The sequence below is a fragment of the Alloscardovia criceti DSM 17774 genome (assembly GCF_000376885.1).
GTDB lineage: Bacteria > Actinomycetota > Actinomycetes > Actinomycetales > Bifidobacteriaceae > Alloscardovia > Alloscardovia criceti.
On sequence record NZ_AQXR01000009.1, the window covers coordinates 322496 to 348852 of the forward strand.

The window sequence follows — 26357 nt, forward strand, 5'->3', positions numbered from 1 at the left end:
CGCCAGCAGCTCTTTTTCAGTCTTGACAAAAAATCTATGGAGGTTAAGCAACTTCCTTTTCAGCCAGTTGCTTCTTCTCGCTCTTGCCTGCCTTCTTACCGAAACGCTCAGTAAGCTCGTAGGCGACAACAAGCACGATGCACCAGATTGGTCCTAACCATGCAGCAATGCGGTAACTTGGTGAGAACCACATCAGTCCATAAATCACCAGCATAGCCACAAGGATGACCCAAGGAGTAATCTTAGCAAATGGAAGCTTAAATGTCAGCTCCTTTTCGCCATTTTTTCCAATAAATTTTCTAAACTTCATCTGAGTGATGGCAATCAGCGACCAATTCAGGATGCCGGAGAAGGTGGCAATAGACATCAGATAGTTGAATGCGAAGTCAGGCCAGAGGAACACAACCACCACAGCGATAACCGTAATAGCAGCAGAAGTGATCACGCCACTGGCTGGCACGCCACGCTTGTTCAGGCGTTGCAAATACTTAGGTGCGTTGCCTTGAATGGACAGCGAGTACAGCATACGCGAGTTGGAATACAGCGCGGAATTGTATACAGAAATGACAGCGGTTAAGCAGACGAAATTCAAAATACCGGCTGCAAAATGGATGCCCACGGAGTCAAAAATTTGCACGAATGGACTAACCACCACGCCGTCAGCATTTGGGACGCCAATCTTATTCCATGGGACAACGCACATAATTACAGCAAGAGCTGCCACGTAGAAAATCAAAATTCTCCACACAACTTCGTTGGTTGCCTTAGGAATGGACTTCTTAGGATCGGCTGCCTCGCCTGCGGTAATGCCGATCAGTTCCGTGCCGCCAAAGCTAAACATAACCACCACAAGAGCCATCAAAACGCCAGAGTAGGTGACACCACCTGCTGCGCCCGAGCCCTCACGTGCGGTAAAGAATCCGTTAGGGAAGAAGTTCGCAAGATTATGCAAACCTGGGATAGCTCCGTCCGCTCCTGGGATAGCCATAAAGATGACAACTATACCAAGAACAATCATGGCGATTACGGCAACAATTTTGATAATGGCAAACCAGAATTCAAACTCACCGAATGCTTTTACTCCAAGAAGGTTTGCGGCAGTAATCAAAACCATAAATACTGCGGCGCTTACCCACGCTGGGATGCTTGGGAACCAATATTGTACAAACTGTCCGACTACGGCAAGTTCCACCATAGATACGAGCAGATAATTTGCCCAGTAATTCCATCCACTGACGAATCCGGCGCGCTTACTCCAATAATGGCTTGCATAGTAGCTAAAAGCGCCAGCTTTTGGATCGTAGGTGCTCATCTCGCCCAGAGCGCGCACAATAAGGAAAATCAGTGCGCCACCCAGCAGGTAGGTGAGCAAAATAGATGGACCAGCAAGTTGGATAGACTCTGCTGAGCCGAAGAAAAGTCCGGTGCCGATAGCACCGCCCAGCGCAATGAGCTGGATATGACGATTCTGGAGACCCTTCGTGAGTTTCTCTTGACTCTGGTCATTTGTTGTTTCAGCCATAGGTGTAGCCTCTCTCTTCACTGTTGCCTATTTGTAGCTGCGGTGGAAAGAGCTACCCGAGTCATTGTTTTGTAAAACTCTGACCACCTACATTGATGCTAGCGGCACCGCCGTTTGTAGAGAGTTGAACGTTCGCATTTTGACATGCGCCGTTACCTGTGCAGACCATAGACCACGTAATCTGTGACGGGTTGTCCTGATTATCCACGGTGGCGCAGCTGCCTGTGCTGCCGTCGCTGAAGGTGCAGGTACTTGGAGCGCCGGAGGAATTGTCGGCATAACGCACGCTACAGTCGCCATTCAAGGTGAACTGCGTAGAACCGTTGGCATAGGTTCCTGCATAAGGTGCACAAATACCGGACGTATTTTCTTCCCTATTTTTCTTAGCTTCGGCTTCCTCGTACGTCTTCATAGAGTTTTGCACAGCCGTCATGGTGTTGTTCAAAGTGTCCACAGCGGCGGAGTATTGCGTCGCTGTCACAGACTTTGTGCTTTGTGCAATGAGCTCGTCTGCTTCGTCAATGGCCTTCTTCAGATTCTCACGTGTAGTTTCGTCAGATACCTTGCCAGCGGACTGGTCGTACAGGGTTTGAGCTTCCTGACGCTTAGAACTCAGATCATTCTTGGCGCTGGAAATGCTCTTATTGGATTTTGCGCTATCTACGGCAGAAACGCTGTCGTTAATCGTCGTCGTGTACTGCGTTTGATTGGTGACAATCTCGTCTGCTTGAGAGGTGATGGACTGCAATTGAGCATCGCTCAGCTCCGTTGTGCAAGACTGAAGATCCTTCTCGCTGGCAATGGATGCGCTCGCTTGATTGACGGCATTCTTTACCTTGGTCAAAACCGTCGTATCGTCCACCTCGCTGGACTGCGTGGAGGTAGCAGACTGCGCATCATCCACCACCTTTTGCAAAGCTGCGGATGAATCTTCAGCAGCCTTGCGGCTAGATACGCATTCCGCGAGAATCTGCTGATGCGTTTGAGCATTCGCAGTATTGCGCCAGAAAATAGCTACGGCTACAATCAACGAAATTACGAGCACAGCCACGATGCCCCAGATGAGGATGCGACGCGTATTGCGGTCCGAATTGGTCTTCGAGCGTGCCACATGCGAATGGCGGCCCGCAGCGCTTGCGGCGGCGAATTCTCCGGTTTTGCCGAGGTCATCATCCTCATCGGCAAACTGATTCAGGGCCTCGGTAAACGCCGTATCGAAGGAGGATGTGTCTTCAGCAGCAGAGGTGCCGGATGCAGAGGTGCCGGATATGGCTTCGCGTGGGGTAGTCGGTGCAACGGTGGTTTCATCCACTGGCGACAGGGGTGCCCCCAAAACTACCGTTTCCGAACCGTCATCGGTAGAAGAAGCGGCATCGCCTGCATCTCCGGCCTGCGAGGCCATCGAAATTGTATGAGTTTCTGTGTGCGGGTTAAATTCCGCAGGCAGCATGTCCGCGTCATCGGCGAGCGGATCAAAAGATGCGGTGGATTCTGGGTCTATAGAATTGTCCGAAGCGTTGGCGGTGCTGGAGTCCACATGCTGCGCGCCCTCTTGATCAGGAGTATCGGCATTGATCTCCCGCAAGGATGACGACGTACTTTCTGAAAGCTGAGCCAAAGATTGTGTATTTTCCGCCGTTGGCTGCCCAGATAAATCAAAATCGATGCCGTCTAAGTTAGGAATGTCCCACTGAGATTCGTTCATGGCATCATCTTTCGAGTTAGGGTTAAAATTCCCCATCGAAGGGATACCGTTTGAGTCGGTCATAAAAACTGTCCCTTTATTTCTCGTTCTTCCCTGATGTGAATAGTTTAGCGTAAAGAGGGTGCAAACGGGGGAAAATGCCTGTAGGAGCTCGTGGAAAACGGCGTAGAACAACGGTAAATTTACAACAATATTATTATTTCTTTAATAATTACGCATAATCTCCATGCATAAAGCACGTGAAGAAACGCCGATAATTTCACTCGATGCCAACGCCGCATGGAGCAGGGGAGCCACGTCAAGTCCCTGTATTTCCTGTGCATGCACGCAAGAGCAAGTGTTTCGTGCGGTAAAACGTTGATGTGAGAATAAATTAGGGAAAAATACAGGTAAGGCAAAGCTGTCAAGAGGGATTTTCTGTTGCTGTCGGGGTCGGACTATTTGTGAAATCATGGAAGCGAAACACAATGTATGGCGTCACTTTCGGCATAAAATAAAGGATCATGAGCGGCTACACGAAAGTTTCGACACGCCTCATGAGATAGTTAAACGATTTTACTAACTGCGTGCTATGATAATTTTCGTTAATTGGGGATTTTTAGTTTTGCATTTTCTGAATTTATGCTAATGTGGGGAATAGGGAAATGTGAACGTTCACATTTAACAACACACACTCATAAAGTTAATGGAGACACTCATCAAAGGAGATAACATGAGTGGAGAAACTACAACTGTAGAGCCAAAAAAGCTCTCAACTAGTGACCGCTGGCGTTACTACATCACCTTCCTAATGTTTGCACTGCTGTGGATGGGCGGATTGGCTATCGTAGCTTCCGTTTTGTTGCCACAGCATTTGAAGGATGTAACCGGCGATTCCAACACGGCAACGGCTGTGTACACGGCACTGAACTCCGTCACCGCTTTTGCATCCCTCATTTCTAATTTGCTCTTTGGAAATCTTTCCGACCGTACCCGTTCTCGTTTCGGTCGTCGCACACCATGGATTTTGGGCGGCGGTATTGTCGGTGGTATTTCCCTCTTCCTCACCGGTGTATTTGACAATCCTTGGATTGTAGGTTTCTGGTACTGCGTCTGCATGTTTGGTTTGAATGCAATGATTGCGCCGATTATTGCGGCTCTATCTGATCGTGTGCCGGAAGATATGCGCGCAAGTATGTCCGCATTCATGTCCCTGGGCACCACCATCGGCCAGTCTATGGGTACCATCATCGCAGCCTTCTTCATCAATATGGTTGTACCAGGCTTCCTCGTCGCCGGTATCCTCATGGGTATCTCTGGTTTGGCAGCTGTATTAATTTGGCCAAAGGAGCCTTCTGCTGCAGACCTGCCTCCGGTCAAGTCTGGATTTGCAGATCTCATTAAGTCCTTCACGCCTCCAACGAAGGGTGCGCGCGACTTCTGGCTCGCATTCCTCGGCCGTACAGCCATTATCTTTGGCTACTACATGATTTTGAACTATCAGCTGTATATTCTTCAGGATTATATTGGCTTGTCCAAGGAAGCATCTGCTACCACCATCGCATTCATGTCCACCTTGATTATGGTTTTCGGTCTCATCGGCTCTTTGGGCTCTGGTTTCATCTCTGACAAGATTGGCCGCCGTAAGCTCCCAGTAGCAGTGTCTGCTATCACCATGGGCCTGGGCTTCTTGCTCCCATGGATTTTCAAGACTGAATGGTCTATGTTCGGCTTCGCTATTCTCGCAGGCTTCGGCTACGCAGTATACGGTGCTGTAGATCAGGCTCTGAACATCGATGTACTGCCAAATCCAGACGAGGCTGGAAAGGATTTGGGCATCCTCAACATTGCTACAACCTTGGGCCAGATGGTTGGACCTATCTTGACGGGCGTTATCGTCATCGCTGTGGGTTACCAGATGGTATTCCCAGTAGCTATCGCCTTTGAGGTACTGGCAGTCGTATTCATCTACATGATTCGCTCCACCAAGTAAATCTGCCTACACTATTAAGTGACATTTCTGAATTCATAGCAAAGAAAGCGCATCGTAGCGCAAACGTGCAACGTACAGCACCATCGGTGCGCTTTCTTACCTCCCCATACCTCACCGTATTTTCGAACTACTTGCTTGAAAGAAGAAAATCATGACAACATGGATTGCTACAACTCCAGATGAAAAATTTGTAGAAAAAACGATTAACGCTTCCGAAATTTCCGAATCCCAAGATTTGCAATTAACAGGTGAAAAATTCCAGGCTTTCCGTGGATTTGGTGGCTGCTTTAACGAGCTCGGTTATCAGGCATTAACAGAAATTGCCAGCCCAGAAGATGCCGAAGAGGTATTCAAGGAACTCTTCGATCCTGCGGAAATGAATTTCGTTTTCAACCGTGCACCAGTGGGCGCAAACGACTTCTCTCTCAATTGGTACAGCTACGACGAAACCGATGGTGACTTGGAACTCAAGGACTTCAGCGTAGAACGCGATGAGCAGACTTTGATTCCATACATTCACCGTGCGCAGAAGTACCAGCCAGATTTGGAACTTTTCGCCAGCCCTTGGTCCCCTCCAACCTGGATGAAGTTCCCTAAGGTGTACAACTTCGGCCGCCTCGTCATGACGCCAGAAAATTTGCAGGCCTATGCAAACTACTTCGTCAAGTACGTCCGCGCATACGAAGCACACGGCATCAAAATCTCACACATCTTCCCACAGAACGAAGTCTTCGCAGACCAGAAGTTCCCAAGCTGCCTCTTCGACAGCGAAGACATGAAGATCTTCATCCGCGACTACCTCGGACCAACCTTCGAACGCGAAGGCCTGGACACCCGCATCGGTTTGGGCACCTTGAACGGCCCAGAAGACATGGCGTTTACCGGCGTAGGCTACGGCATGCGCATGGATAACTACAATCGCTGGGTGGATAACATCCTCTTCGATGACGATGCGCGCAAGTACATCTCCGCAGTAGGCTACCAGTGGGCTGGCCGCGCCGCTTTGCAGCGTACACACGAATCCTGGCCAGAGATGGAAATCTTCCAGACCGAATCCGAGTGCGGAAACGGCGAAAACGCTTGGGATTACGCTGAGTACATCTTCCACTTAATCAACCACTATCTGCGCAATGGTGCCACCACCTACACCTACTGGAATATGGTGCTCACCGAGGTAGTATCCACCTGGGGCTGGATGCAGAACTCCCTCTTCACCGTAGACTCCAAGAGTGGCGAAATTACTCGCAATCCGGAGTACTACGTGATGAAGCACTTTGCTAAGTTCGTCAAGCCAGGCGCTCGTGTGCTCGGCACCAGCGGACACTTCAACTCCATGGCTATTGCCTTCGAAAATACCGATGGCACTATCGTGGTCGTGGCTCAGAACGCTTTGGAGAAGGAAATGCAGTTCAGCTTTGCAAATCCAGAAAATCCTCAGCAGGGTATCGAGGTGACCCTTCAGCCACGCTCCTTCAACACTTTCGTCCTCGGCTAAGTGCTGAATCTAAGCTGATTTCACACGGTTGTTCTGCTTTGTCGTACGCAATGAGGCAGAGCAGAACAACCCTCTCTTTTCATTCGACACAAACACTCATTATGTGGGCTTTAGCATACCCAAAACACCCAAATTCTGGGCAAGACGGCGGCATAAAGCTCATAATGAAAGAATTCTTAAGGACTTCCCATGGCAAAAAATCACGTAGACCAATTCCTTTTTGGCGCCGCTTATTACGACGAATACATCCTTCCGCACAATATTGATCGCATAGACGAAGACTTCCAGATGATGCGCGAAGCAGGCATGAACGTCATCCGCATTGCCGAGTTCACGTGGAGCACGGAAGAGCCTGAACCTGGTGTTTTCAATTTTGCACATGTCGACCGTGCACTCGAAGCAGCAGAAAAATACGATATTAAAGTCATTATTGGCACGCCAACGGCGGCTGTGCCGAGCTGGCTGGTCGAGCTGGATCCACATGTGCTCGCCGTTCAAGACAATACAGGACAGGCCAAGTACGGCGCTCGCCAAAACATGGACATCGTCAACGGCACCTACCGTTTTTATGCAGAGCGCATTATCCGCAAGCTGATTTCGCACACAGCTCCACACAAGCAGGTCATCGGTTTCCAGGTGGACAACGAAACCAAGTATTACGACTGCGCCAGCGCAGACATGCAAAAACTCTTCGTGCAGTCCTTGCGCAAGCGTTTCCACAATTCCACCGATGAAATGAATAAAGCCTTTGGCTTGGATTACTGGTCCAATCGCGTGGATGCCTGGGAGAATTTCCCAGATGTCACCGGCTCTATTAACCAGTCTCTGCGTGGTGCTTTCGACGAATTTAGGCGCGCAGTTGTCACGGAATTCCTTGCGTGGCAGGCGGCTATTGTCCGCGAATACGCGCGTGAGGATCAATTCGTCACCCAAAACTTTGATTATGAATGGCGCGGCTACTCCTTCGGAGTGCAGCCGGCCGTCAACCACTTTGAAGCCGGCAAGGCCTTAGATATTTCCGGTGTGGATATTTATCATCCAACCGAAGAACATCTGACAGGTAAGGAAATCGGCTTTGGTGGTGATGTAGCACGATCGGTGAAAGGTGGCCGAAACTTCATCGTGCTCGAAACAGAGGCTCAAGGTCAGCACGGCTGGCTTCCATATGCGGGACAGCTGCGTTTGCAAGCGTACTCGCATGTGGCAAATGGTGCAGATGGAGTGATGTACTGGCATTGGCATTCAATCCACAACTCCTTCGAAACCTATTGGAAAGGCGTTCTTTCTCACGATTTTGCAAAGAATCCTACCTATGAAGAAGCAGGCATTTTTGGACGAGAGATGGCTGCAGACAGCATTGGTGGACGCTTAGTGCACGCGACGAAGAACAACCGCGTGGCGATTATGGTATCCAACGAAGCATTGACCGCTTTAAATTGGTTCCACATCGAAACGGGATTCCCTTTCGGCGGACAGCTCATGTACAACGATGTGGTACGTCGATTCTACGATGCACTTTTCGAGCTGAATGTAGAGACGGACATCATTCCTGTCAATGCTGACCTTGAGCGCATTGCGCGTTACGACATGGTGATTACGCCTGCTTTGTACGTGGCGCCTCAAGAAACCATTGATAATTTGCGCACCTATGTAGCCGATGGCGGACACCTCATATCTTCTATGCGCTCCTTCGTCACCGATAAGGACACGAAGGTGTGGCAGGGTGCCGCTCCTCACGATCTGACGGACGTATTTGGCATGAGCTACAACCAATTCACCCGCCCAGATGGTGCTGTAACTGTCTCGGGTTCAGTAGTGCAGACCTTCAATGCGGAGGCTTTGATTGAATTGCTCAAGCCTTCCGAGGGTACGGAGGTCTTGGCTTCTTATGATCACTATGCATGGGATAGCTACGCTGCTGTGACGCGTCATGCGTTTGGCAAGGGCGATGCGCAGTACATTGCCACCCTTCCAACCGCCGATGCTACTCGCGAAATCTTACGCGAGGCGGTGCAACATGCGGGCATTGAGGTCGCGGGTGCGGATCTAGCGGGCATTATTACCGTGCGCCAGACAATTACGCCAGAAGGTAAAACAGCCACCTATCTGCTGAACTACTCGGCCGAGGAAAAGACCTTCGCCTCACCTGTCAGCGGCGAGGTACTCGTAGCCCCTGAAATTATTGGGCAAGATGGCAAGCTGGCGGGACAGGCAGCACCGCTAACAGCGGGTACAAACGTCCAGCAAGGCGAGAGCATTACTATCGGCCGCTGGAATCTTGCTGTCATTCTGAGTTAAACGCTTGGATAAAATAGTCATGTGAGGCAGGGGAGCCAAGCCGCTGCTCGCATACGTGTTAAATGGAGAAATCAATGGTGAATGTAAACGATTTAACCCTAGAAGAAAAGGCATCGTTAACCTCCGGTGGCGATGCATGGCATTTCCAAGCTGTGGAACGCGCCGGCGTACCAGGCTACATGCTGACGGATGGTCCTCACGGATTGCGTAAGGAAGACTCGGAAACGGCTGCCTTGGATATGAAAAATACCGTACCAGCAACCTGCTTCCCACCAGCTGCGGGCATGTCCAGCTCGTGGAATCCTGAACTCGTCCGCGAAGTCGGCGTGGCCATGGGCGAGGAGTGCGTACAGGAAGACGTAGCCGTCATCCTTGGCCCAGGCGTAAACATTAAGCGCAATCCTTTGGGTGGACGCTCCTTCGAATACTGGTCCGAAGATCCTTATCTGGCCGGTCATGAAGCCATTGGCATCGTCGAAGGCGTGCAGTCCCAGGGTGTGGGGACCTCCCTGAAGCACTTCGCAGCAAACAATCAGGAAACCGATCGCCTGCGCATTAATGCGCGCATTTCTGAGCGTGCATTGCGTGAGATTTACCTGCCAGCCTTCGAGCACATTGTGAAAACCGCACAGCCATGGACTATTATGTGCGCATACAATCAGCTCAACGGCGCATTCGGCTCCGAAAATAAGTGGCTCCTCACCGATGTATTGCGCAAGGAATGGGGCTTCGAAGGCATCGTCATGAGCGACTGGGGCGCTGTGCACGACCGTGTGGCATCTCTCAACGCCGGTCTGAATCTCGAAATGCCACCAAGCTTTACCGATGATGAAATCGTCGTAGCCGTGAAAGACGGTCGTGTGAAGCAGGAGCAGCTCGATGCTATGGCTCAGGGCATGCTCGACCTTGTGGCGAAGGCTCAGGAAGCCATGGAGCGTGAAGGCTTTGTCTTCGACAAGGATGCACATCACGCCGTCGCACGCCGCGCAGCTCAAGAATCCATCGTTATGCTCAAGAACGAAGACGCGCTGTTGCCACTGGCTGCAGACACCAAGCTGGCCGTTATCGGCGAATTCGCGCGCACACCACGCTACCAGGGTGGCGGTTCCTCTCATATCAACCCTACGAAGATGACCTCCTTCGTGGATGCTTTGGACGAGCGTGGCGCAAACTACACCTTCGTGCCGGGCTTTACCTTGGACCGTGCCGAGCAGACGGAAGAATTGACGGCTCAAGCCGTGCTCGCTGCTGAGGATGCGGATGTGGTACTCATGTACCTCGGGCTGCCGGAAGAGGAAGAATCCGAAGGCTTCGACCGTACGCATTTGGACTTGCCTGCTAAGCAGCTCAAATTGCTGGAAACCGTGGCAGATGCAAATCCACATGTCATCGTGGCACTGTCGAATGGTTCTGCCGTACAGATGAACCCTTGGCAAGACGATGCTGAGGCTATTTTGGAAACCTGGTTGCTCGGCCAGGCGGGCGGAAGTGCTGTGTCGGATATCATCTTCGGCGATGCCAATCCGTCCGGTAAGCTCGCACAATCCTTCCCATTGGATATCAAGGATGACCCTTCTATGGTGAACTGGCCTGGTGGCGACCGCGTGGTCGACTACGGCGAAGGTGTATTCGTGGGATACCGCTACTATGACAGCTTCGACGTAGACGTGGCTTATCCATTCGGCTTCGGTTTAAGCTACTCCACCTTCGATATTTCTGGTGTGAGCGTGGAGGCTACGGGCAACACCTCTGCTCGTGTGCGTGCGTTGGTGACCAACACCTCCGATGTGGACGGTGCTGAGGTTGTACAGGTTTACGTCAACCCTGCGGATACCACGCCTGTGGAGCGCCCAGTACACGAGTTGAAGGGCTTTAAGAAGGTCTTCCTCAAGGCGGGCGAGTCTACTTCTGTAGAGTTCGAGCTGGATACGCGTGCCTTTGCCTACTGGTCTGAGAAAGACCATACATGGCGCGTCGTCGCCGGCGAATACGGTGTAGAAGTAGCAACATCCTCACGCGACATCGTTTCACGTGAAACCGTGGAGCTCCAGGGTGATGACTTCTATGCAGAGCTCAACGAATGGTCCAATTTCGGCGAGTTCAAGGCTGACCCATACGGTAGCGTGGCCGTGCAGCACATGCTAGACAAGGGTAGGGCCGGTGAGCTCCCAGCCATTCCGGAGGATAATGTGGCCGTGCAGATCTTTATGGATACCATGCCAATTAATTCCATGCCAGTCCTCTTCGGCAAGGACGGAAGGCGTTTGACACAGTTCTTGCTCGATGAGTATGCGGCTGAGCGTGCACAAGCTCAGAACTAGCAGGCACATTAAGTTCTCCAGCTAGTCGCGAAGGCATTCTCGCACGGGTTTCCAACTCGGGGGAGGATGCCTTTTTCGTGCCTGTGTACCGGTTTTTGTTGCAAGAACAAAGCAGTCATGAGAAAGTGTAATGTTTTTGCATAAAACGCATAAAGTTTTCTGAGTACTTTTCAGGTTAGAATAGCCCTAAGGAGCAAGTGTTCAAGGTTGACTATTTACTTGCCGTTATGCCTCCAAGGTGTGAGGGAGTTTGTGAGATGCATGGGCTACTTGCTGAAAGAGAAAGGAAAGACCATGCTTTGTCCAAAGTGTGGCGCAGAAGCCCGCGAGGGTGACCAAATCTGTGCAAACTGTGGCAATCCATTGCCTATAAACGCGGGGAATGCTGAGAATTCTTCGTCGACACCGCCTGTGGTAGCAACACCGCCGGTAGTAGCCACGCCGCCAGCCGTTGGAAATGCTACTATGAGTGCTTCCGCGAATCGTACTGCTGAGATTCCGCCGATGGATGCTACTACTCCACATAATCACACACAATCCATGCCGCCTGTTGCCGATAATCAGGCGGCATTTTCATATCCTCAGGCAGGTAATGCTGGAAATAATGAGGGTATGGGCGCAGAGGCAGCTTCGGCGAATCCGCCTATTTTCGTGCCTCCTGTGCAATCGACTGCTCAGCCGTCTGCACAGGCTCCTGCGGGCGGGGCTATGCCGCAGCCGGGTATGCCAGGTGCTCCGGGTGCTTCTCAAGGCGGGCAAGCTACGCCTTCGCCCTTTGTCACTATGATTCCAGATAATTTGGAAGAAGATATCAACAAACTCGGCCAAGAAGCAGCGAAGCCACACGTATGGCAAACGGCGCTGATAACGCTGGGCATAGGTGTGGGTAGCGCCCTTGTTTTGGCCCTGATTTCAGCGCTCACCTTGATGGGCGGGCTCGGTGATATCGCCGATGAGCTGCCAATGATTTCCGGCACCTCATCCATGTCTGAAATTCTGGGTGCAGATGGCAATGCCAATATTCTACAGGCCCTCATGTCTGCTCTTGTCATGGGCGCCTCGGGATCCTTCAGCATGAGCGGATTTGGCGCTTCCATGTACATGTGGATGCCGATTTCATTGTCTGGTGTGGCATTGGCACTGGGTTGTGCCTTCGGCGCGTACCAAGGCGCGCGCAAGTATGCTATGAAATTTAGGTGGTTGGGCGTTGCTAGCTCTTTGGCCGTGGGCTTCGGTGCTGGTATCGTCTACGTGATTTTTGGTTTGCTGTCTCGTGTGTCCAGCGAGTACTACCAAATTTCCGGCCTGACTGTACGCACCTTCTTCCTGCCACTGATTATCGCGGCTCTCGGATCTTTGTGTGGCTTCTATCTCGCGGAGTTTGCTCCGCAAGGAAGTAACGTCTTTACTGCGGCATGGAATTGGATGCGTAGCAGCCGTGGCTTTGTGCGCACAACGGCTGAGATTACCGTGATTTACGCGGCCTTTGGCATCGTTTTGGCGGTAATTTTCATCGTGTTATACGCCATTGGTGCCGGAGAGCTGGGCGCAATTGGTCTGTTGCCAACCTTCTTGCCTATGCTATCGGCGGCATTGCTTGCCGTATTTTCCTTCGGCTCGCTGACCTCAAGTATATCTCAAAGTAGCTCAGCATCCGTATCGTTGTTTAACTCTGCGCTCATGAGCCAGGATGGCATGTGGATTTTGTGGATTGGTGCCTTGCTCTTCCTTGTGGTCACCTTCTACATTGCACTGCGTCTGGCGGCGCGCAATATGTATGACACCGCATATGTGGGCTGGGAGCATATCTGGAAGGCGCCGGTGGCTGTGGCGGCTATCTGGATTATCAGCTCCGTCCTCTTCTTTACGATTGGCGCTGGCGGTGGCGGCGGTACAGCTGGCATGGTCGTGGGCATGACCTTTGGCGTCTCCTTCTGGTCCTTCCTCCTCGCAGCTATCTGGACCGTCGTTATCGAGGCATTGGCACGTACTGTGGGACCTACCGTCATCGCATCTGCGCCAGGATTGTGGAAATTCCTCGCGGGTGGCACCGTGGTCGTAGGCGCAGCGGCGGCCGGTGCTACTGCGGCGGCTGCTACCCTGCCAAATCAGGGCGGGGATAATACGCAAACCACACAATTCTCCCAGGTTAACGCACAGGGAAATAACGCACCTCAGCAATCGGGAATCGATACAACCGTTATATCGGATCCATCGGCAGAGCACACGGGCTCGGGCGCTACACCTGCGGCAGTGGTCGGTGGATTAGCTGCAGACTCAGCTCTGGGTGCTAATACGACTTCGGCTCAAGCTACTCCATCAACGGGCGCACCATCTCAAGCGCCAATGCCAGCTCCGGGCGTAGCTGCGAATATGTCCGCACAAGCAACGCCAAACGGGACACCAAACGCAGCGCCAACGCCTGCTCCAGGTGTGGCACCTGCAGCCGCTCAATCCAAGCCGATGAACAAAAAGACCAAGTCCATCATCATCCTCATCGTAGCAATTGCGGGCCTGCTTGCTCTCCTCGGCATCGGCTACGGCGTGCTGAGCAATACGGTGTTTAGCCCGAAGGGAGTCGTGGATAGTTACATGTCTGCCCTTGCTTCTGGCGATTATGACAAGGCAAACGAGATCGCGGATCCGCAGGTAAACTCCTCCCAGCGCGCTCTGCTAACCCAGGCTGCTGCGAAGGGCGAAAATGCCACGATTTCAAATGTGCACGTCAGCGATGTAAAAACAAATTCCAACGGTACCGCCACCGCGCACTACACCTACAGCTTGGATGGCAGTTCTTACGAAGGTACGCTCAATCTGGTCACCTCCGGCTCGAAGTTCCTGATTTTCAAGAACTGGGCCATTAGTGAGCCTCTCGTGCAAGAGCTAAACGTTTCAGCTTCGGGTGGTATTGAGTCGGTGACCGTCAACGGTGTCACCGTGGATTCCTCAAATGCCATCGATACGAGCATGGGCTACATGACTTTCAAAGTGTATCCAGGAAAGTACACGGTTTCCATCCCAGAAACCAAGTTCTTCACCGCACAGGACGATACCGTAACCGTGTCCACGGATTATGCGGCAACGGCAGATTTGAGCGTTACCGCCACGGATGCGTTGAAGGAAGCCATCAATCAAGCCATTAAGGACAAGATTGACGAATGTGTGAAGTCTACCGAGGCAGATCCGGAAGGCTGCCCATTTAGCTTCTACACGTACAATTCGAGCAATTACCGCAACTTCGTCTGGTCCGTATCCAAGTATCCAACGGTCAGTAGCATCTACCCGGGATACGACGAATTCAGCACAGACTACAACGGTAAAGTCAATCTCACTTACGAATACAAGGGATTCTTCAACGATGACTGGACGTCCACGGAAACGAGCGATACCTTCTATGCCAGTGGAACCTACGAAATCGATGGAGACACCGTAACTGTGGAGTTGTCAGATTACTAAACACTAGTCTCCGCAATTCTTCCCTCCACACATCTGCCTCGTGCTTCTATCGGCACGGGGCAGATTTTTCTATCTGAAATTCAAAAATCCATTCAGGATAAAATAATTACGCCATTAGTACAGCACCACAAGCTAAACTAATCAACGTAAAACAGTGTGTTGGGCTGAAAATTGGAGAGTTCATGACGGACGAAGAATCATTGCGCGAGGCGCAGATGCAGAAGCGGTTAGCGGGCGAAGAGTCTGCGCCGGTGAGCACGGCAGATACGGATGAACCTGTAGAACTTCACGTCGTAGATGCCGCCCATGACGGCCTCAAACGCCGCATGACCTCTCGCCATCTCACCATGATCTCCCTCGGCGGTGTCATCGGCACAGGCTTGTTTGTCAGCTCTGGCGAAACCATCCATGCCGCAGGTCCCCTTGGCGCCATCCTCGCTTACGCAGCAGGCTCTCTGCTCGTCTACTGCGTCATGCTCTGCCTCGGCGAACTATCCGTGGCCATGCCATTCGCCGGCAGCTTCCACCTCTACGCCAAAAAATTCATCGGTCCCGGCACGGCATTCACTGTCGCCATCCTGTACTGGCTGAACTGGGCGGTCGCGCTCGCCTCGGAATTCACCGCAGCAGGCATGCTCATGAAATTCTGGTTCCCGCATTCACCGACCTGGATATGGTCTGCACTGTTTATGATTGCAGTATTTGCGCTGAACCTCATGAGCGTCAGGCTGTATGGAGAGTCCGAATTCTGGTTTTCCAGCATCAAAGTCGTGGCAATTACCGCGTTCATCGTCATCGGCGCGGCGGCAATTGTCGGCATTGTGCCTATGGCGTCCTCTACCACGGGCGTAGAAGGAGCGCCATGGCTGAGCAACTTCTACATCGACGGCTGGTTCCCAACGGGCATTTTGCCTATCTTCTCCACGCTGTTGACCGTAATTTTCGCCTTCTCTGGCACGGAAGTTGTGGGTGTGGCTGCGGGCGAAACCAAGGACCCAAGCAAGGCCATCCCGAAGGCTGTGCATACCACCGTTTTCCGTCTGGTGATTTTCTTCATTGGCTCCATCGGCGTCATGGCGGCGCTGATTCCATGGCATATGTCTGGCGTCAGCACGTCGCCCTTCGTGCTCGTGTTCCAGTCGATTGGCATCCCATACGCAGCCGACATCATGAACTTCGTCGTGCTCACCGCTGTGCTGTCCGCCGCGAACTCAGGCCTGTATGTCTGCGCACGCATGGTGTGGTCGCTTGCCAAGGAGGACATGATTAGCCCACGACTTGCTCGCACGAACTTCCATGGCGTACCCGTTTACGCCGTGTTTATTTCCATGGCAGGTAGCATGCTGTGCTTGCTCACTTCCGTGTTTGCGGCGGATACCGTGTATTTGGCACTCGTGGCCGTGTCCGGGTTAGCGACCCTCGTGGTGTGGGGCGCTATCGTTGTATGTCAGATACTTTTTAGGCGGTCTCTAGAACGCGAGGGGAAGAGCGCGGACAGTTTGGCCTATAAGGTGCCGGCGTATCCGTTTATTCCGGTGCTTGCTCTGATTATGACGGCTTTGGTGCTAGTGCTGATTTTGTTTGACGCTGCTCAGAGGACGACTTTGCTGTATATGATTCCGTTTACCGCTTTGTGCTATGCATGGTATTACGCGCGTGCTTGGTGGAAGGGGCGGAAGGCGGAAGAGTAGAAAGGTCCGCCTACTTCGCAGCCCTTTTTCTATCTTGGGTTTACTTTGGTGTCAAAGTAAACCCAAGAATTTTGTTCTTTCTCTGAAGACGGAATAACCCCTCAATTTTGCTTTCACGGCCTTGTAAGTAATGAAGAAGGCTCCCAACCTCTTGGGAGCCTTCTTCAAACTGGCGGAGAATACGAGATTCGAACTCGTGAGGGCGTGAACCCAACACGCTTTCCAAGCGTGCGCCATAGACCACTAGGCGAATTCTCCATTTTGATTTATTGCTGTCTATGAGATCAAAAGAGCAATTAGACAACAGAAAAAAATTATAGCATAAAACTGTGGACAGTAAACCCCAGCGTGGCGAATTTTAAAGAAGTCAAAAATTCTTTCAAAACAACGATATATTCTAGCCGAAACAGTTACTTGCCACGGCATGCAACACTTCGTACAGTTCGTATTCAGCGAGGCTCCAGTATACTTTCCCATATGAACCTTAAGAACATACTAAGGCGTATGGTCCCTGTGTCCAATAGCTCTTTCCATGCAAGGCTGAATGGCTTAGAACAGAAGATTAACAACATTAACGCCGACAATCAGACGCTGATCCAATTTGCAGAGAAGCAAGAGCAGCAGAGTCGCTTAATTGCCTCGCTGACATCGCAACTTTTGGGCATGGATGTTCCTGCCTATTATCTGGTATGCGAAGCAGGTTATCCAAATTATGGAGACGAATTGATCGCGCGCGAATGGTTGCGATATCTGCTCCAAGTACATCCTGAAATCCCTATTTATTTGGATTGTGCTCGGCCGGGTCCTTCCATGGCAATCCTCGGCAAGGAGCATCCTCGCGTGCGTGTGGTGGATACGATTTCGCGCTTAACGGTAGAAAATGAGCACGTGGAGGGCGCGGGCAATGTACAGGATGTGGGTCAGTTCGTCTCGCAAGCGTTGACGGATGATGGCGTAGCTGCGCGCTATGCATCAGGCATCCAGATTTTGCGCGAGAAAATCCGCAGTGTGCATTTTGTGGGTGGCGGCTATATGAATGGACGTTGGTATGCCAACCTCGCACGTCTGGAATTAGGCCGTTGGGCGGCAGATAGAGGCATTCCTGCCATAGCCACGGGTGTGGGGCTCATGCCGTTGGATGCGACGTCTACGCAGTACGTTCAAGAGTTGCTTCCTTATTTCGATACGTTTACGGTACGAGATGAAGATACTGTGGGCGCTGTAAACGTGGAATCTGGTGAAAATACGTGCGAAAAGCAAGTAATGCTAGCACCCGATGATTGCTTCGTAAACGGTTTAGAAGGCTGCTATTCTGAGGAAATAGAATTCCCTCGCATTATGGTGTACGTTCAATCCGATTTAGTCAGTGACCAGGAGAAACTTATCAGCCATGTGGTTGGAACAGTAAAAGCATGGCAAGAATCTGATGGCGAGCCAATCGGTGTGATTGAGTGCAACCCCTATATCGACTATCCGATTGTAGAAGCGCTTGAAGAAGCCGGTTGCGCCGTGCAGTTCTATCCTTTGGCGTATCTGTTGAATGTTGGATTCCCCGCCGCGCAAGGACAGCGATGGCTGACCACGCGATATCATCCGCATATTTTGGCGGCCGCAAAAGGGTGTGAAGGCTCGTATATTTCCGTGGATAAGGAGTACTACAGCACGAAGCACAATGCGGTGCTCCGCATGGGCTCGCATTGGACTCAATCGGTTATCGGTGAAGGCGTAGTAGAGCCGGGGCCAGGATTTGATAATCCACAGCTGCCACAGCTGTACTCGGAGCAGATTAGAGCATCCGTTGCGCATATCTATGGTGAAAAATAGTTCATAGTTTTGCACCTGAAAATGAAGCTCCCTATGCACAATTCGCATAGGGAGCTTCATTTAGTAGTCTAGGGAAGCAGGGTAGGCGGTGAACACCTATCTCACAGCAAACTACTGCCACGTATCTGGCTCGATGCCTTGGGCGCCGATAAACTCACCATTAGGTACATACGAAGGGTCATTCGTATCCTCGAGATGCGCATGACCGTAGCAGTGTGTGTCACGACCGAAGGTCCAATCACCCTCAATAGTTACGCTGGCGGCAGCCGCAAGAGACGGCACGCCATACGGGAAACGCTCGTTAAAGTCGTGGATGTTCTTGTAATAGCGCTGATCCAAGGAAATATTTGGGAAGATGTAATTTCCATCTTCCATCTCATAAGAATCCGTAAGGTGGAAACGGTCAGAACGCAGGATAAACAAATCCTCGGTAGTCTTCACCGGCAAGAAGCGTGAGCGGTTTACCTCAATGCAGCACGCATTGTCAAAGAGTGAAATGGCGGCACCCATAGCGGTTTCCAGCTGCACCACGCGAGGGCTGGAAGAGTTCGTAGGGTCTACAGTTTTGTTATTGCGAATTACAGGCAAAGGCAGGATGCCGTTGTACTTTTTCAATACCTTCTTCAAAGCGCTGATGCGGATCCAAATATTATTCGTATTGAAGAAGGGGTGAATCTGCTCGTCCATCGCGATGTCTTTGTCATCTGGATGAACTTGGCTCATTTCACGCAAGGTTAAGCGGTCTGTGGCATTGTCGATGACAAAATGGCCACCCTTGCGGTCGGCAGGTGTTTTACGGGACACTTCCACCATGAAATCCGACTTAGACTGTGCGAAATAGCCAGCGATAATGCTGGATGGGCGTGCGCCTAAGTTATCTGAATTGGAAATGAAAATGTACTCGATGCCGTGCTCTTGAAGGTCGTCGAGAACGCCGGACTCCCACAAAGTCGAGTAAATATCGCCATGTCCAGGAGGGCACCACTCCAGGTCGCGGTCCGCAGGATACTCTGCAGGGTTGCCTGTGTGAAGCACAATTTTTGGCTCACGATGCTGGATGATTTCCAAAGGAATATCATCCTGATGGAAACGACGATTGCGGTGTACAGCAGTCAAAGATTCCTTAGAGGTGCGGAAGGAATTCATAAGCACAAGCGGCAGGGATACCTTGTGCTGGTCACGCATACTGACGACTTGGCCCAAAATAATATCGAGGAATCGCATCTGACGTGCCTTATGGCGGCGCACAGGGAGCAGTGACTTTGGCCCATCGAGACCCATGGAAGTGCCTAGGCCGCCATTGAGCTTAATAATTGCAGTCTTTGACAACGCTGTACGTGCCGTGCGCGTAGACATAGTGTCGTGGAAATCTGCAACGGAAACGATGTTCGTGAGCGGAGTAACATCTGATTCTCGCATCCAGCCGACCTCGTCAGCCTGCCAGACCTTATACATGCGTTCGAATTGTGCGATGGCAGTATCGCTCATCCCTTCATCACGCATTCGTTGCACGCATGCAGCTAAACCGTCAGTCATGAAAACCTCCAAAAGTGAACATCCTTAATGTTCGATAAGGGCAAGTTTACCGCAATTCTTGCGAAGTCACATACGTGCACCATTTTAGGAGGCAGAAGCGGCTCGCGTCTTCTGGATAAGGAAAACCTTCACATCTTTCAAATATTGCGGGCAGACTGCTAGCATGTGAGGTATGACGTCTTCATCTATACGCGTAGCCGCCGTTGTGGTGTCTTACAACCGTGAAACGCTTCTGCAGGAATGTCTCGATAGCCTTGAACAGCAGACATATCCTCTCTACCGCACCATCGTCATCGATAACGCCAGCACAGATAATGCCGTGCACGTGGCGAAGCAGCACCCGCTTCGCCCACAGGTGACCCGCCTCAATGAAAACGTAGGTGGAGCAGGCGGTTTTGCGGCAGGAATCGCCATCGCAGCCAGCGATCCAAACGTTGACTACGTGTGGATCATGGATGACGACACTATACCAACGCTGACAGCCCTCGAAAAACTTGTGGACGCGCTGCGCGAAGCTACACAAACCAATGGGGAAGAGCCAGTTATTATGGGGTCGAAGGCTATCTGGACGGATGGACGCGAGCATTTGATGAACAAGCCACGCCCCCGTCGTTGGATTTACCGAGGCGCGGCCACGCTGACCCAATCAAAGAACGCCTACCAGGCTCGATCCTTCTCCTTTGTATCGTGTTTGGTGAATGCTACCGCAATTCGCGCTCGCAGGGCTCTGCCTATTGGTGCTTATTTCCTCTGGAATGATGACTTTGAATTCACCACACGTTTGCTCAAAGAAGCCACCGGATACTATGTGCCTCAAAGCATAGTCGAGCATAAAACAAAGGTTTTCGGCTCTTCAAATGCCGATCCTGGTGCACGTTTCCGTTTTGAAGTGCGCAATAAACGCTGGCTGTTCAAGTACGCGCAGGCAAACTTTAGTGGAAAAGAAAAGCTCTACTATCATCTTGCAACCCTCAAACGGTGGGTGGAAACTATGCTCCGCTCTCACGATAAGAAGACATTACTGGGCTATGCGAAGCAAGGCTGGAAAGAGGCGGGTGCTGGAAAGCCGAAAAGCAATGCGGCGGTGCTAGCGAAAACACCTGAGGTAGCCAGCATCGTCGAGCAGTTTGAGAGCTGAGTGTCCCGAAGCTACTGTACTGATTTATTTTTCACCGCTGTGCGCAGTCTGTACAGCGGTTTTTTTATCCACGTAGGGATGAGACGGTACACCCCGCGCACAGCTATATTTCTGAAAAATTGGGTATGCGTAGTAAAGCCTTCTCGTAGGAAAGTGCGCTGAAGAGCAAACTCGGAGCGGAACATCTCCCAGCCACCGCGCCGGTTGTACGCGCCGCTATCCACGCGGTAGCCGAGAAGCACCTCCGGCAGATTGGCAAAAGTGCTACCATGCATGAGCATACGCGCCCAAAGCAGATAATCTTCGAAGCGCCCAGAGTCTTCTGGGTATCCACCTGCTCGAAGGACTGCTGATTTGCGGAGCATAACTGTAGGGTGGTGGAGCGGAGACTGCAGCCGTGCATACTGGTCTAACCCAGTGTGTGAAGAAGGCAGTACACGCCTTTCACCCCACACAATACGCCCGAGTTCCGGCTCAGTAAACTCCTGTAGTGCAGTGCCAAGTGCGTCCACCTGAGGGTGCTGCTCTAAGTAAGCTACTTGCTGTGCAAATCTTTCAGGAAGGCAGATGTCGTCCGCATCCATGCGTGCAATCCACTCGGTGGAGATTTCCTTCATGCCAATATTGAGCGCGTGTGCCAGGCCGTGATTTTCGGCAAGCTGGAGAACTTTAATACTCGAATCTGCGGCCTGTGCTTCAGTAAGATATGTCTCGATATTCACAGACACAGGTCCGTTTTGGACGATAAGAACTTCAGTAGCATGCACGGTTTGATCTGTAGCGCATGAGGTAAGCGCACGTTTGAAATGCTCTAAATTGTCGCCCTGATATACGCACATCAACACAGTAAAGTCCATTTTGCCCGCTCGATTCGTCATAGTGTTCATATTTTATCAGTTGCGAGCATCTGTATTTTTACTACTCTTAGTGAGATTTATTTCTCGTTGGAGTCGCCGTAGCGCATGAAATCTCTTACTGGGAAAGACAAGCATGTCTGCTCATCGTGATTAACCGCTGGACGTATGGCGCAGTGCTGAAAATAAAAGGTTAACGATATACTAAGCACTATGAATGAAACATCGAAGCCATCCGTTGCTGTGCTCCTTCCTTGCTATAACGAGGAAATCACTATCGGGAAGGTCGTACAAGATTTTCAAAAATCTTTGCCAGACGCAACGATTTACGTTTATGACAACAATTCAACTGATCGTACGGTTGAAATTGCGCAGTCTTTAGGTGCGGTTGTGAGACGTGAATCACGTCAAGGAAAAGGTAACGTCATCCGTGCAATGTTCAATGAAATTGATGCGGATGTGTATGTCATGGCGGATGGTGACGATACCTATCCCGCAGAGGCAGCCCCCCGCATGGTGGATAAGGTGCTCGAAGGTTATGACATGGTGATTGGGGACCGTTTAAGCTCCACTTATTTTGAGGAAAATAAACGACCATTCCATAACTTCGGAAATTCTCTCGTAAGAGATTCCATTAATTTTCTCTTCCAATCGGATGTCAAAGACATTATGACTGGCTACAGGGCATTCTCCTTCAGCTTTGCGAAGAGCTATCCCATACTCTCTCAAGGCTTTGAAGTCGAGACAGAAATGACCATTCACAGTCTTGATAAAAATATGAGATTGTATGAAATGCCGATTCAGTATCGCGATAGGCCAGAAGGTTCAGAATCAAAACTCAATACCCTTGGTGATGGTTTTAAGGTCATGGTCACGATTTTCCGAATGATTAGAGAGTACAAGCCGCTCCCGTTCTTCACAGCATTAGGCTCTTTGCTGGGGATAATCGGCTTAGGCTTGATGATTCCTATCGTCATTCGGTTCTGGGAAACGCATGTGGTTCTTCAGTTTCCTACGCTTTTCGGCTGTTTCTTCCTTATCCTTTCGGGACTGATGTTAATTGTTACGGGTATTATTTTGGACGTTTTGGCAAAGAATGAGCGTAGGCAGTTCATCGCTACGGTTAATTCTTTTGACTACCTGCGTAGGTCCCATACAAAATAACCTTTCAATAGAACTGAACAGCAGTGATGCCCGGCATGACGGTAAACATGCCGGGCATCACTATAAGAATCGTGCGTTGGAGATTACTCTGAAGGTTTTTGGGTTCTTCTTAGTATCTCTTGTGCTTTTGGGTTATCTTCGGCTTTCCTATAAACGATTAAGCGCTTGTAAAAATATGCGATTTCCGTGTCATGAAGAATCGAATTGACCTGGCTATTGAAAAAAGGAATATCCAGAATCTCTTGGAAGTTTTCTTCTGTCCATTCACTTTTATCAATAGCGGTCATTTCGCGGATAATATTATGTGTGTTTTTATAACTCGTGCTTTCGCCTAAGCTATCAATGAGGAAGGCTCTTTGTTTGTCCTGCGGGCTAAAGCTCTCCGTTTCTCGGTTTTTCTCTTCTACACAGTCGTAGTGGACCTTCTCGAGTGCGCTTCTGGTTTTAATCTGATCGATAATGCTTTTTATGAGTACTTCCAGTTGAGACCCAGCCGCGTAATCCGCGGGTGCAAAATACCGGATTCTGTTTTCTTCTAGCATGCGGAAAACCTTACTTTTATCGGGTTTATCGCCGTCATGCAGGTTGTCAAGGTTGTATACGCCGATGGAGTGGCCACCATTGATATTCACGAGTTTCATACACGGAATATCCGTGTCGCTGTCTCCAATATAAATGAAATTCCTGAAGGGGACGCGTAGCTCGTGGGGAGGGAAATATTTATTTACTTTGTCATCGTTGACATCCAGCACGCCTTTTTCTATACGAAAAAGAAACTGCGTTTTATCCGTGTAATTGACCACTTGTGCGGGCCAAACAGCAACATTTTTATCGTTGTAATAATACGAACTGGCATAAATTTTTTCGAATTCCTGTGCAATGGATGTTCCCAAAATGATCTCTTTGAGGCCAGAAGAAATGATGTAGTGCTCAACTTGGATACCATGCATCTTTCCGTACTCTCGTATCCGTGCAAACCATGTTTCTACACCAGGGAATAGCGCAACGTCTGCTCCAAACTCGCGTAGCTTGTCTTTCGTTATATAGAAGTTCCCCTCGGCTGCTTTTGTGAGCATGTACATCCATGCAAGATTTTGGTCCATACCGTTATCATCCGCGAGTCCGTTAGATTCTTCCCAAAACTTATTTACATCGAAACCAAGCGATTGGATGAAGCCTTGGGCCTGCATATCCGTAGGCGTCAGCGTTTTATCAAAGTCGTAACAGATTGCCACTATAGGCGGGTTTTCCTTGGTGGTCTGAGTCTGCGTCATTGCAATCTCCTTCCCGTGCTTTCGTTTTTATTTTTATTATAGTTTTTCAAGTTTCGATATTCGCTCGAAAATCATGCTCCCATCGTCCCAGATAAGGACGTTAGAAACGGTAGATTTACTTAAGGAATTTCGATGAAATCTTGATTTGGATTTTCCTTAGGAAATACAGGCGTATACGCTAAAGTATAAAGAGACTTTCTAAGCATGTACGCTACTCCAGAAGAGGGGAAAATGAAGAAGAGCTGGGCGCGACTGGCAACTGCCACTGTAGCGATGATGGTTTCGGTATCCCTATGTGGTTCCGCCATGGCCTTTGCAGGTGATATTCAATCCGATACTATGGTTTCCTCTAATTTAGGAAGTAGCCAAGCCATCGCGCAAACGGATATTCCAGAAAACCCAGAGCAGGATTTGCCAGATACGGTTGCCGAGAGTGTACCGGAGGATTCTACTCTTGTTTCGGAATCTCTTGCGGTTGATACGGATGGCACAGTTTACGATGTGTCTTCTGGCAATGAGGTGACCGATCCAAATCTCGTGGGTACTGTGGATGCGCCGGCTGACCCTCTTGCGAAGACCGACGGTGAAAGCTTTATCCCTGTAGATATCTCCGATGTCAAAGACAAGATTGAAGAAAATACGGGCGATGCGGGGGGGCTCCACAGAGAGTTCGGCTTATGCTGCTTCAACAGCAAGTTCCACCGTACGTAATGTTGCATTACCAAACAACGGTTACGGCGCGTACTGGGGCACCTACAATAACACCCCGGCTTTCTTCCAGAGCAACGGTGCGCTTTTTGCGCAGCAGGCAAAAGGCGTTATCGATGTATCCCAATGGCAAGGCGATATTAACTGGGATGCTGTAAAAGCCTCGGGCAATGTGCAGGGTGTGATTGTACGCATAGGCTACGGTTCTGGTAACGCACTTGACACGAAGGCTGCCCGTAATATTAGTGCGCTCAAGCGTTTGGGGATTCCTTTTGGTGTGTATTGGTACTCCTACTCGGAAAATGCTTCAGTATCCGTCGAAGAAGCCAACAGTACTGCGGATGCTCTGCGTCAGCTGGGTGTCAGTGCCTCGGATTTGAGCTATCCGGTGTACTACGACATGGAACGCTGGACGTGGACCGGTCATTCTCCGTCCACAGATCCCAACGTCAATGCAGCTGCCATGCATGCGTACTTCAATACCTTGTCTGCGCGCGGCTACGGAAATACAGCTGTGTACTCATACACCAGCTACCTCAACTCTGCTTTGAAGCACAACGATATTTGGCAGCGCACCACGTGGGTAGCGCAATACGGTGCACGAATGGGCTTTAGCGCCTGGAATACGAACTTCCGAGGCTGGCAGTACTCTTCTAGCGGTCAGGTTAGCGGCATCTCTGGCAATGTGGATATCAATGCTTTTGGTAATTATCAGTATGTCGATAACGATCCGGCGGGTACAGATCCTTCTCGGTATGGAAATTTAGATAATTCCGTAGCGGACGGTGAATACTACATTAAAACTGCATCCGCAAATAAGTATCTTGCATCCTCAGGAGCAAGTGCTGAAAATGGTGCAGATATAGTTTTGTGGGATTTTGCCGAGACGAGCAATCAGCGTTTTAAAATCAAGAAAAGCTCAACGAATCAGTACACTATTTCAGTCATGAATTCCGGGAAGGTACTGGATGCCAAGGGTGGTTCAGACCGAAGCGGCACAAATGTTATCCAATGGGATAATCTGAACGCCTCAAACCAGCAGTGGAAATTCTATAAAACTAGTGATGGTTCGTACATTATCGAATCTGTACTTGGTGATAGCAAAAACAGGGTTATCGATATCCCAAACGGCAATATGAGCAATTGGGTAAACCTCATCCTGTGGGGAGCTAATGGCGGAGCGAATCAAAAATTCCAGCTCATCCCTGTATCAGACCATAAGTCTGGCGCGAATGGTTGGGTCACTACTGGCGGAAAGACCTACTATTACCGCAATGGTTTTAAGCTAAAGGGCGAGAACTTCCTTGGTGGTTCGTGGTATTTGTTTGATTCTGTGACTGGTGCTCGTTTGTCTGGTTGGCAGCGTCTTTCGTCTAATGGTGGGAAGACGGTTTATTAT

Annotated in this window: 16 protein-coding genes and 1 tRNA gene; 11 read left to right on the top strand and 6 right to left on the bottom strand. The window is 50.4% G+C overall.

What is annotated here, in order from left to right:
- Window positions 1-43: 43 nt before the first annotated feature.
- Both D570_RS0103345 and D570_RS0103350 read right to left on the bottom strand, forming a co-directional pair.
- Window positions 44-1522: an amino acid permease gene (locus D570_RS0103345; protein ID WP_018142988.1), complete on the bottom strand. Its 1479-nt coding sequence runs from the start codon at window positions 1520-1522 to the stop codon at window positions 44-46.
- Window positions 1523-1583: 61 nt separating this feature from the next.
- Window positions 1584-3290 carry a hypothetical protein gene (locus tag D570_RS0103350; RefSeq protein ID WP_018142989.1) on the bottom strand — a complete coding sequence of 569 codons (1707 nt, stop codon included), beginning with the start codon at window positions 3288-3290 and terminating at the stop codon, window positions 1584-1586.
- Window positions 3291-3939: 649 nt separating this feature from the next.
- Here D570_RS0103350 and D570_RS0103355 point away from each other — a divergent pair.
- From D570_RS0103355 to D570_RS0103380, 6 genes are all read left to right on the top strand, one after another.
- Complete coding sequence (locus tag D570_RS0103355; RefSeq protein WP_018142990.1) at window positions 3940-5199, top strand: MFS transporter; 1260 nt, start codon at window positions 3940-3942, stop codon at window positions 5197-5199.
- A 151-nt stretch (window positions 5200-5350) separates the two neighbouring features.
- Window positions 5351-6694 (top strand): glycoside hydrolase family 30 protein, encoded by a 1344-nt coding sequence (locus D570_RS0103360; protein ID WP_018142991.1) that lies wholly within the window; start codon window positions 5351-5353, stop codon window positions 6692-6694.
- Window positions 6695-6883: 189 nt separating this feature from the next.
- Window positions 6884-8992, top strand: a complete 2109-nt coding sequence (locus D570_RS0103365; RefSeq protein ID WP_018142992.1) for a beta-galactosidase — start codon at window positions 6884-6886, stop codon at window positions 8990-8992.
- Between the two features lie 74 nt (window positions 8993-9066).
- A complete protein-coding gene (locus tag D570_RS0103370; protein WP_018142993.1) occupies window positions 9067-11313 on the top strand; it encodes an exo-alpha-(1->6)-L-arabinopyranosidase in 2247 nt (748 codons plus the stop codon).
- Window positions 11314-11607: 294 nt separating this feature from the next.
- On the top strand, window positions 11608-14769 hold the full coding sequence (locus D570_RS0103375) for a zinc-ribbon domain-containing protein (RefSeq protein WP_156812218.1): 3162 nt from the start codon (window positions 11608-11610) through the stop codon (window positions 14767-14769).
- A gap of 326 nt (window positions 14770-15095) precedes the next feature.
- Complete coding sequence (locus tag D570_RS0103380; protein ID WP_245531859.1) at window positions 15096-16460, top strand: amino acid permease; 1365 nt, start codon at window positions 15096-15098, stop codon at window positions 16458-16460.
- 170 nt (window positions 16461-16630) lie between these two features.
- Here D570_RS0103380 and D570_RS0103385 read toward each other — a convergent pair.
- Window positions 16631-16718: transfer RNA gene (locus tag D570_RS0103385), tRNA-Ser, on the bottom strand.
- Window positions 16719-16964: 246 nt separating this feature from the next.
- Here D570_RS0103385 and D570_RS0103390 point away from each other — a divergent pair.
- On the top strand, window positions 16965-18284 hold the full coding sequence (locus D570_RS0103390) for a polysaccharide pyruvyl transferase family protein (RefSeq protein ID WP_018142996.1): 1320 nt from the start codon (window positions 16965-16967) through the stop codon (window positions 18282-18284).
- A gap of 111 nt (window positions 18285-18395) precedes the next feature.
- Here the strand turns inward: D570_RS0103390 and D570_RS0103395 are convergent, their stop codons facing one another.
- Window positions 18396-19820 (bottom strand): UTP--glucose-1-phosphate uridylyltransferase, encoded by a 1425-nt coding sequence (locus D570_RS0103395; RefSeq protein ID WP_018142997.1) that lies wholly within the window; start codon window positions 19818-19820, stop codon window positions 18396-18398.
- A 172-nt stretch (window positions 19821-19992) separates the two neighbouring features.
- Here D570_RS0103395 and D570_RS0103400 point away from each other — a divergent pair, with 172 nt between their 5' ends.
- Window positions 19993-20958: a glycosyltransferase gene (locus D570_RS0103400; RefSeq protein ID WP_018142998.1), complete on the top strand. Its 966-nt coding sequence runs from the start codon at window positions 19993-19995 to the stop codon at window positions 20956-20958.
- 11 nt (window positions 20959-20969) lie between these two features.
- Here the strand turns inward: D570_RS0103400 and D570_RS0103405 are convergent, their stop codons facing one another.
- Window positions 20970-21836: a glycosyltransferase gene (locus tag D570_RS0103405; protein ID WP_026181838.1), complete on the bottom strand. Its 867-nt coding sequence runs from the start codon at window positions 21834-21836 to the stop codon at window positions 20970-20972.
- Window positions 21837-22025: 189 nt separating this feature from the next.
- Between D570_RS0103405 and D570_RS0103410 the strand changes: the two genes are divergently transcribed.
- Window positions 22026-22976, top strand: coding sequence for a glycosyltransferase family 2 protein (locus D570_RS0103410; protein WP_018143000.1), 951 nt, complete (start codon window positions 22026-22028; stop codon window positions 22974-22976).
- Between the two features lie 83 nt (window positions 22977-23059).
- On the opposite strand, the gene D570_RS0103415 is transcribed toward D570_RS0103410, so the two are convergent.
- On the bottom strand, window positions 23060-24250 hold the full coding sequence (locus D570_RS0103415; protein WP_018143001.1) for an HAD family hydrolase: 1191 nt from the start codon (window positions 24248-24250) through the stop codon (window positions 23060-23062).
- A 231-nt stretch (window positions 24251-24481) separates the two neighbouring features.
- Here D570_RS0103415 and D570_RS09045 point away from each other — a divergent pair, with 231 nt between their 5' ends.
- Window positions 24482-24961: a hypothetical protein gene (locus tag D570_RS09045; RefSeq protein WP_156812219.1), complete on the top strand. Its 480-nt coding sequence runs from the start codon at window positions 24482-24484 to the stop codon at window positions 24959-24961.
- Window positions 24897-26357, top strand: a 1461-nt coding sequence (locus tag D570_RS09050) for an RICIN domain-containing protein (RefSeq protein ID WP_211204884.1), incomplete at its 3' end; no start/stop codon positions are given. The genes D570_RS09045 and D570_RS09050, both read left to right, overlap by 65 nt.

Bases quoted from the DNA above. Each gene is read 5' to 3' on its own strand.
- D570_RS0103370 (WP_018142993.1), top strand. From the start codon at position 9,067: ATGGTGAATGTAAACGATTTAACCCTAGAAGAAAAGGCATCGTTAACC.
- D570_RS0103350 (WP_018142989.1), bottom strand. From the start codon at position 3,290: ATGACCGACTCAAACGGTATCCCTTCGATGGGGAATTTTAACCCTAAC.
- D570_RS0103390 (WP_018142996.1), top strand. From the start codon at position 16,965: ATGGTCCCTGTGTCCAATAGCTCTTTCCATGCAAGGCTGAATGGCTTA.
- D570_RS0103410 (WP_018143000.1), top strand. From the start codon at position 22,026: ATGAATGAAACATCGAAGCCATCCGTTGCTGTGCTCCTTCCTTGCTAT.
- D570_RS0103360 (WP_018142991.1), top strand. From the start codon at position 5,351: ATGACAACATGGATTGCTACAACTCCAGATGAAAAATTTGTAGAAAAA.
- D570_RS0103415 (WP_018143001.1), bottom strand. From the start codon at position 24,250: ATGACGCAGACTCAGACCACCAAGGAAAACCCGCCTATAGTGGCAATC.
- D570_RS0103380 (WP_245531859.1), top strand. From the start codon at position 15,096: ATGACCTCTCGCCATCTCACCATGATCTCCCTCGGCGGTGTCATCGGC.
- D570_RS0103345 (WP_018142988.1), bottom strand. From the start codon at position 1,522: ATGGCTGAAACAACAAATGACCAGAGTCAAGAGAAACTCACGAAGGGT.
- D570_RS0103395 (WP_018142997.1), bottom strand. From the start codon at position 19,820: ATGACTGACGGTTTAGCTGCATGCGTGCAACGAATGCGTGATGAAGGG.
- D570_RS0103355 (WP_018142990.1), top strand. From the start codon at position 3,940: ATGAGTGGAGAAACTACAACTGTAGAGCCAAAAAAGCTCTCAACTAGT.
- D570_RS0103400 (WP_018142998.1), top strand. From the start codon at position 19,993: ATGACGTCTTCATCTATACGCGTAGCCGCCGTTGTGGTGTCTTACAAC.
- D570_RS0103365 (WP_018142992.1), top strand. From the start codon at position 6,884: ATGGCAAAAAATCACGTAGACCAATTCCTTTTTGGCGCCGCTTATTAC.
- D570_RS09045 (WP_156812219.1), top strand. From the start codon at position 24,482: ATGAAGAAGAGCTGGGCGCGACTGGCAACTGCCACTGTAGCGATGATG.
- D570_RS0103405 (WP_026181838.1), bottom strand. From the start codon at position 21,836: ATGACGAATCGAGCGGGCAAAATGGACTTTACTGTGTTGATGTGCGTA.
- D570_RS0103375 (WP_156812218.1), top strand. From the start codon at position 11,608: ATGCTTTGTCCAAAGTGTGGCGCAGAAGCCCGCGAGGGTGACCAAATC.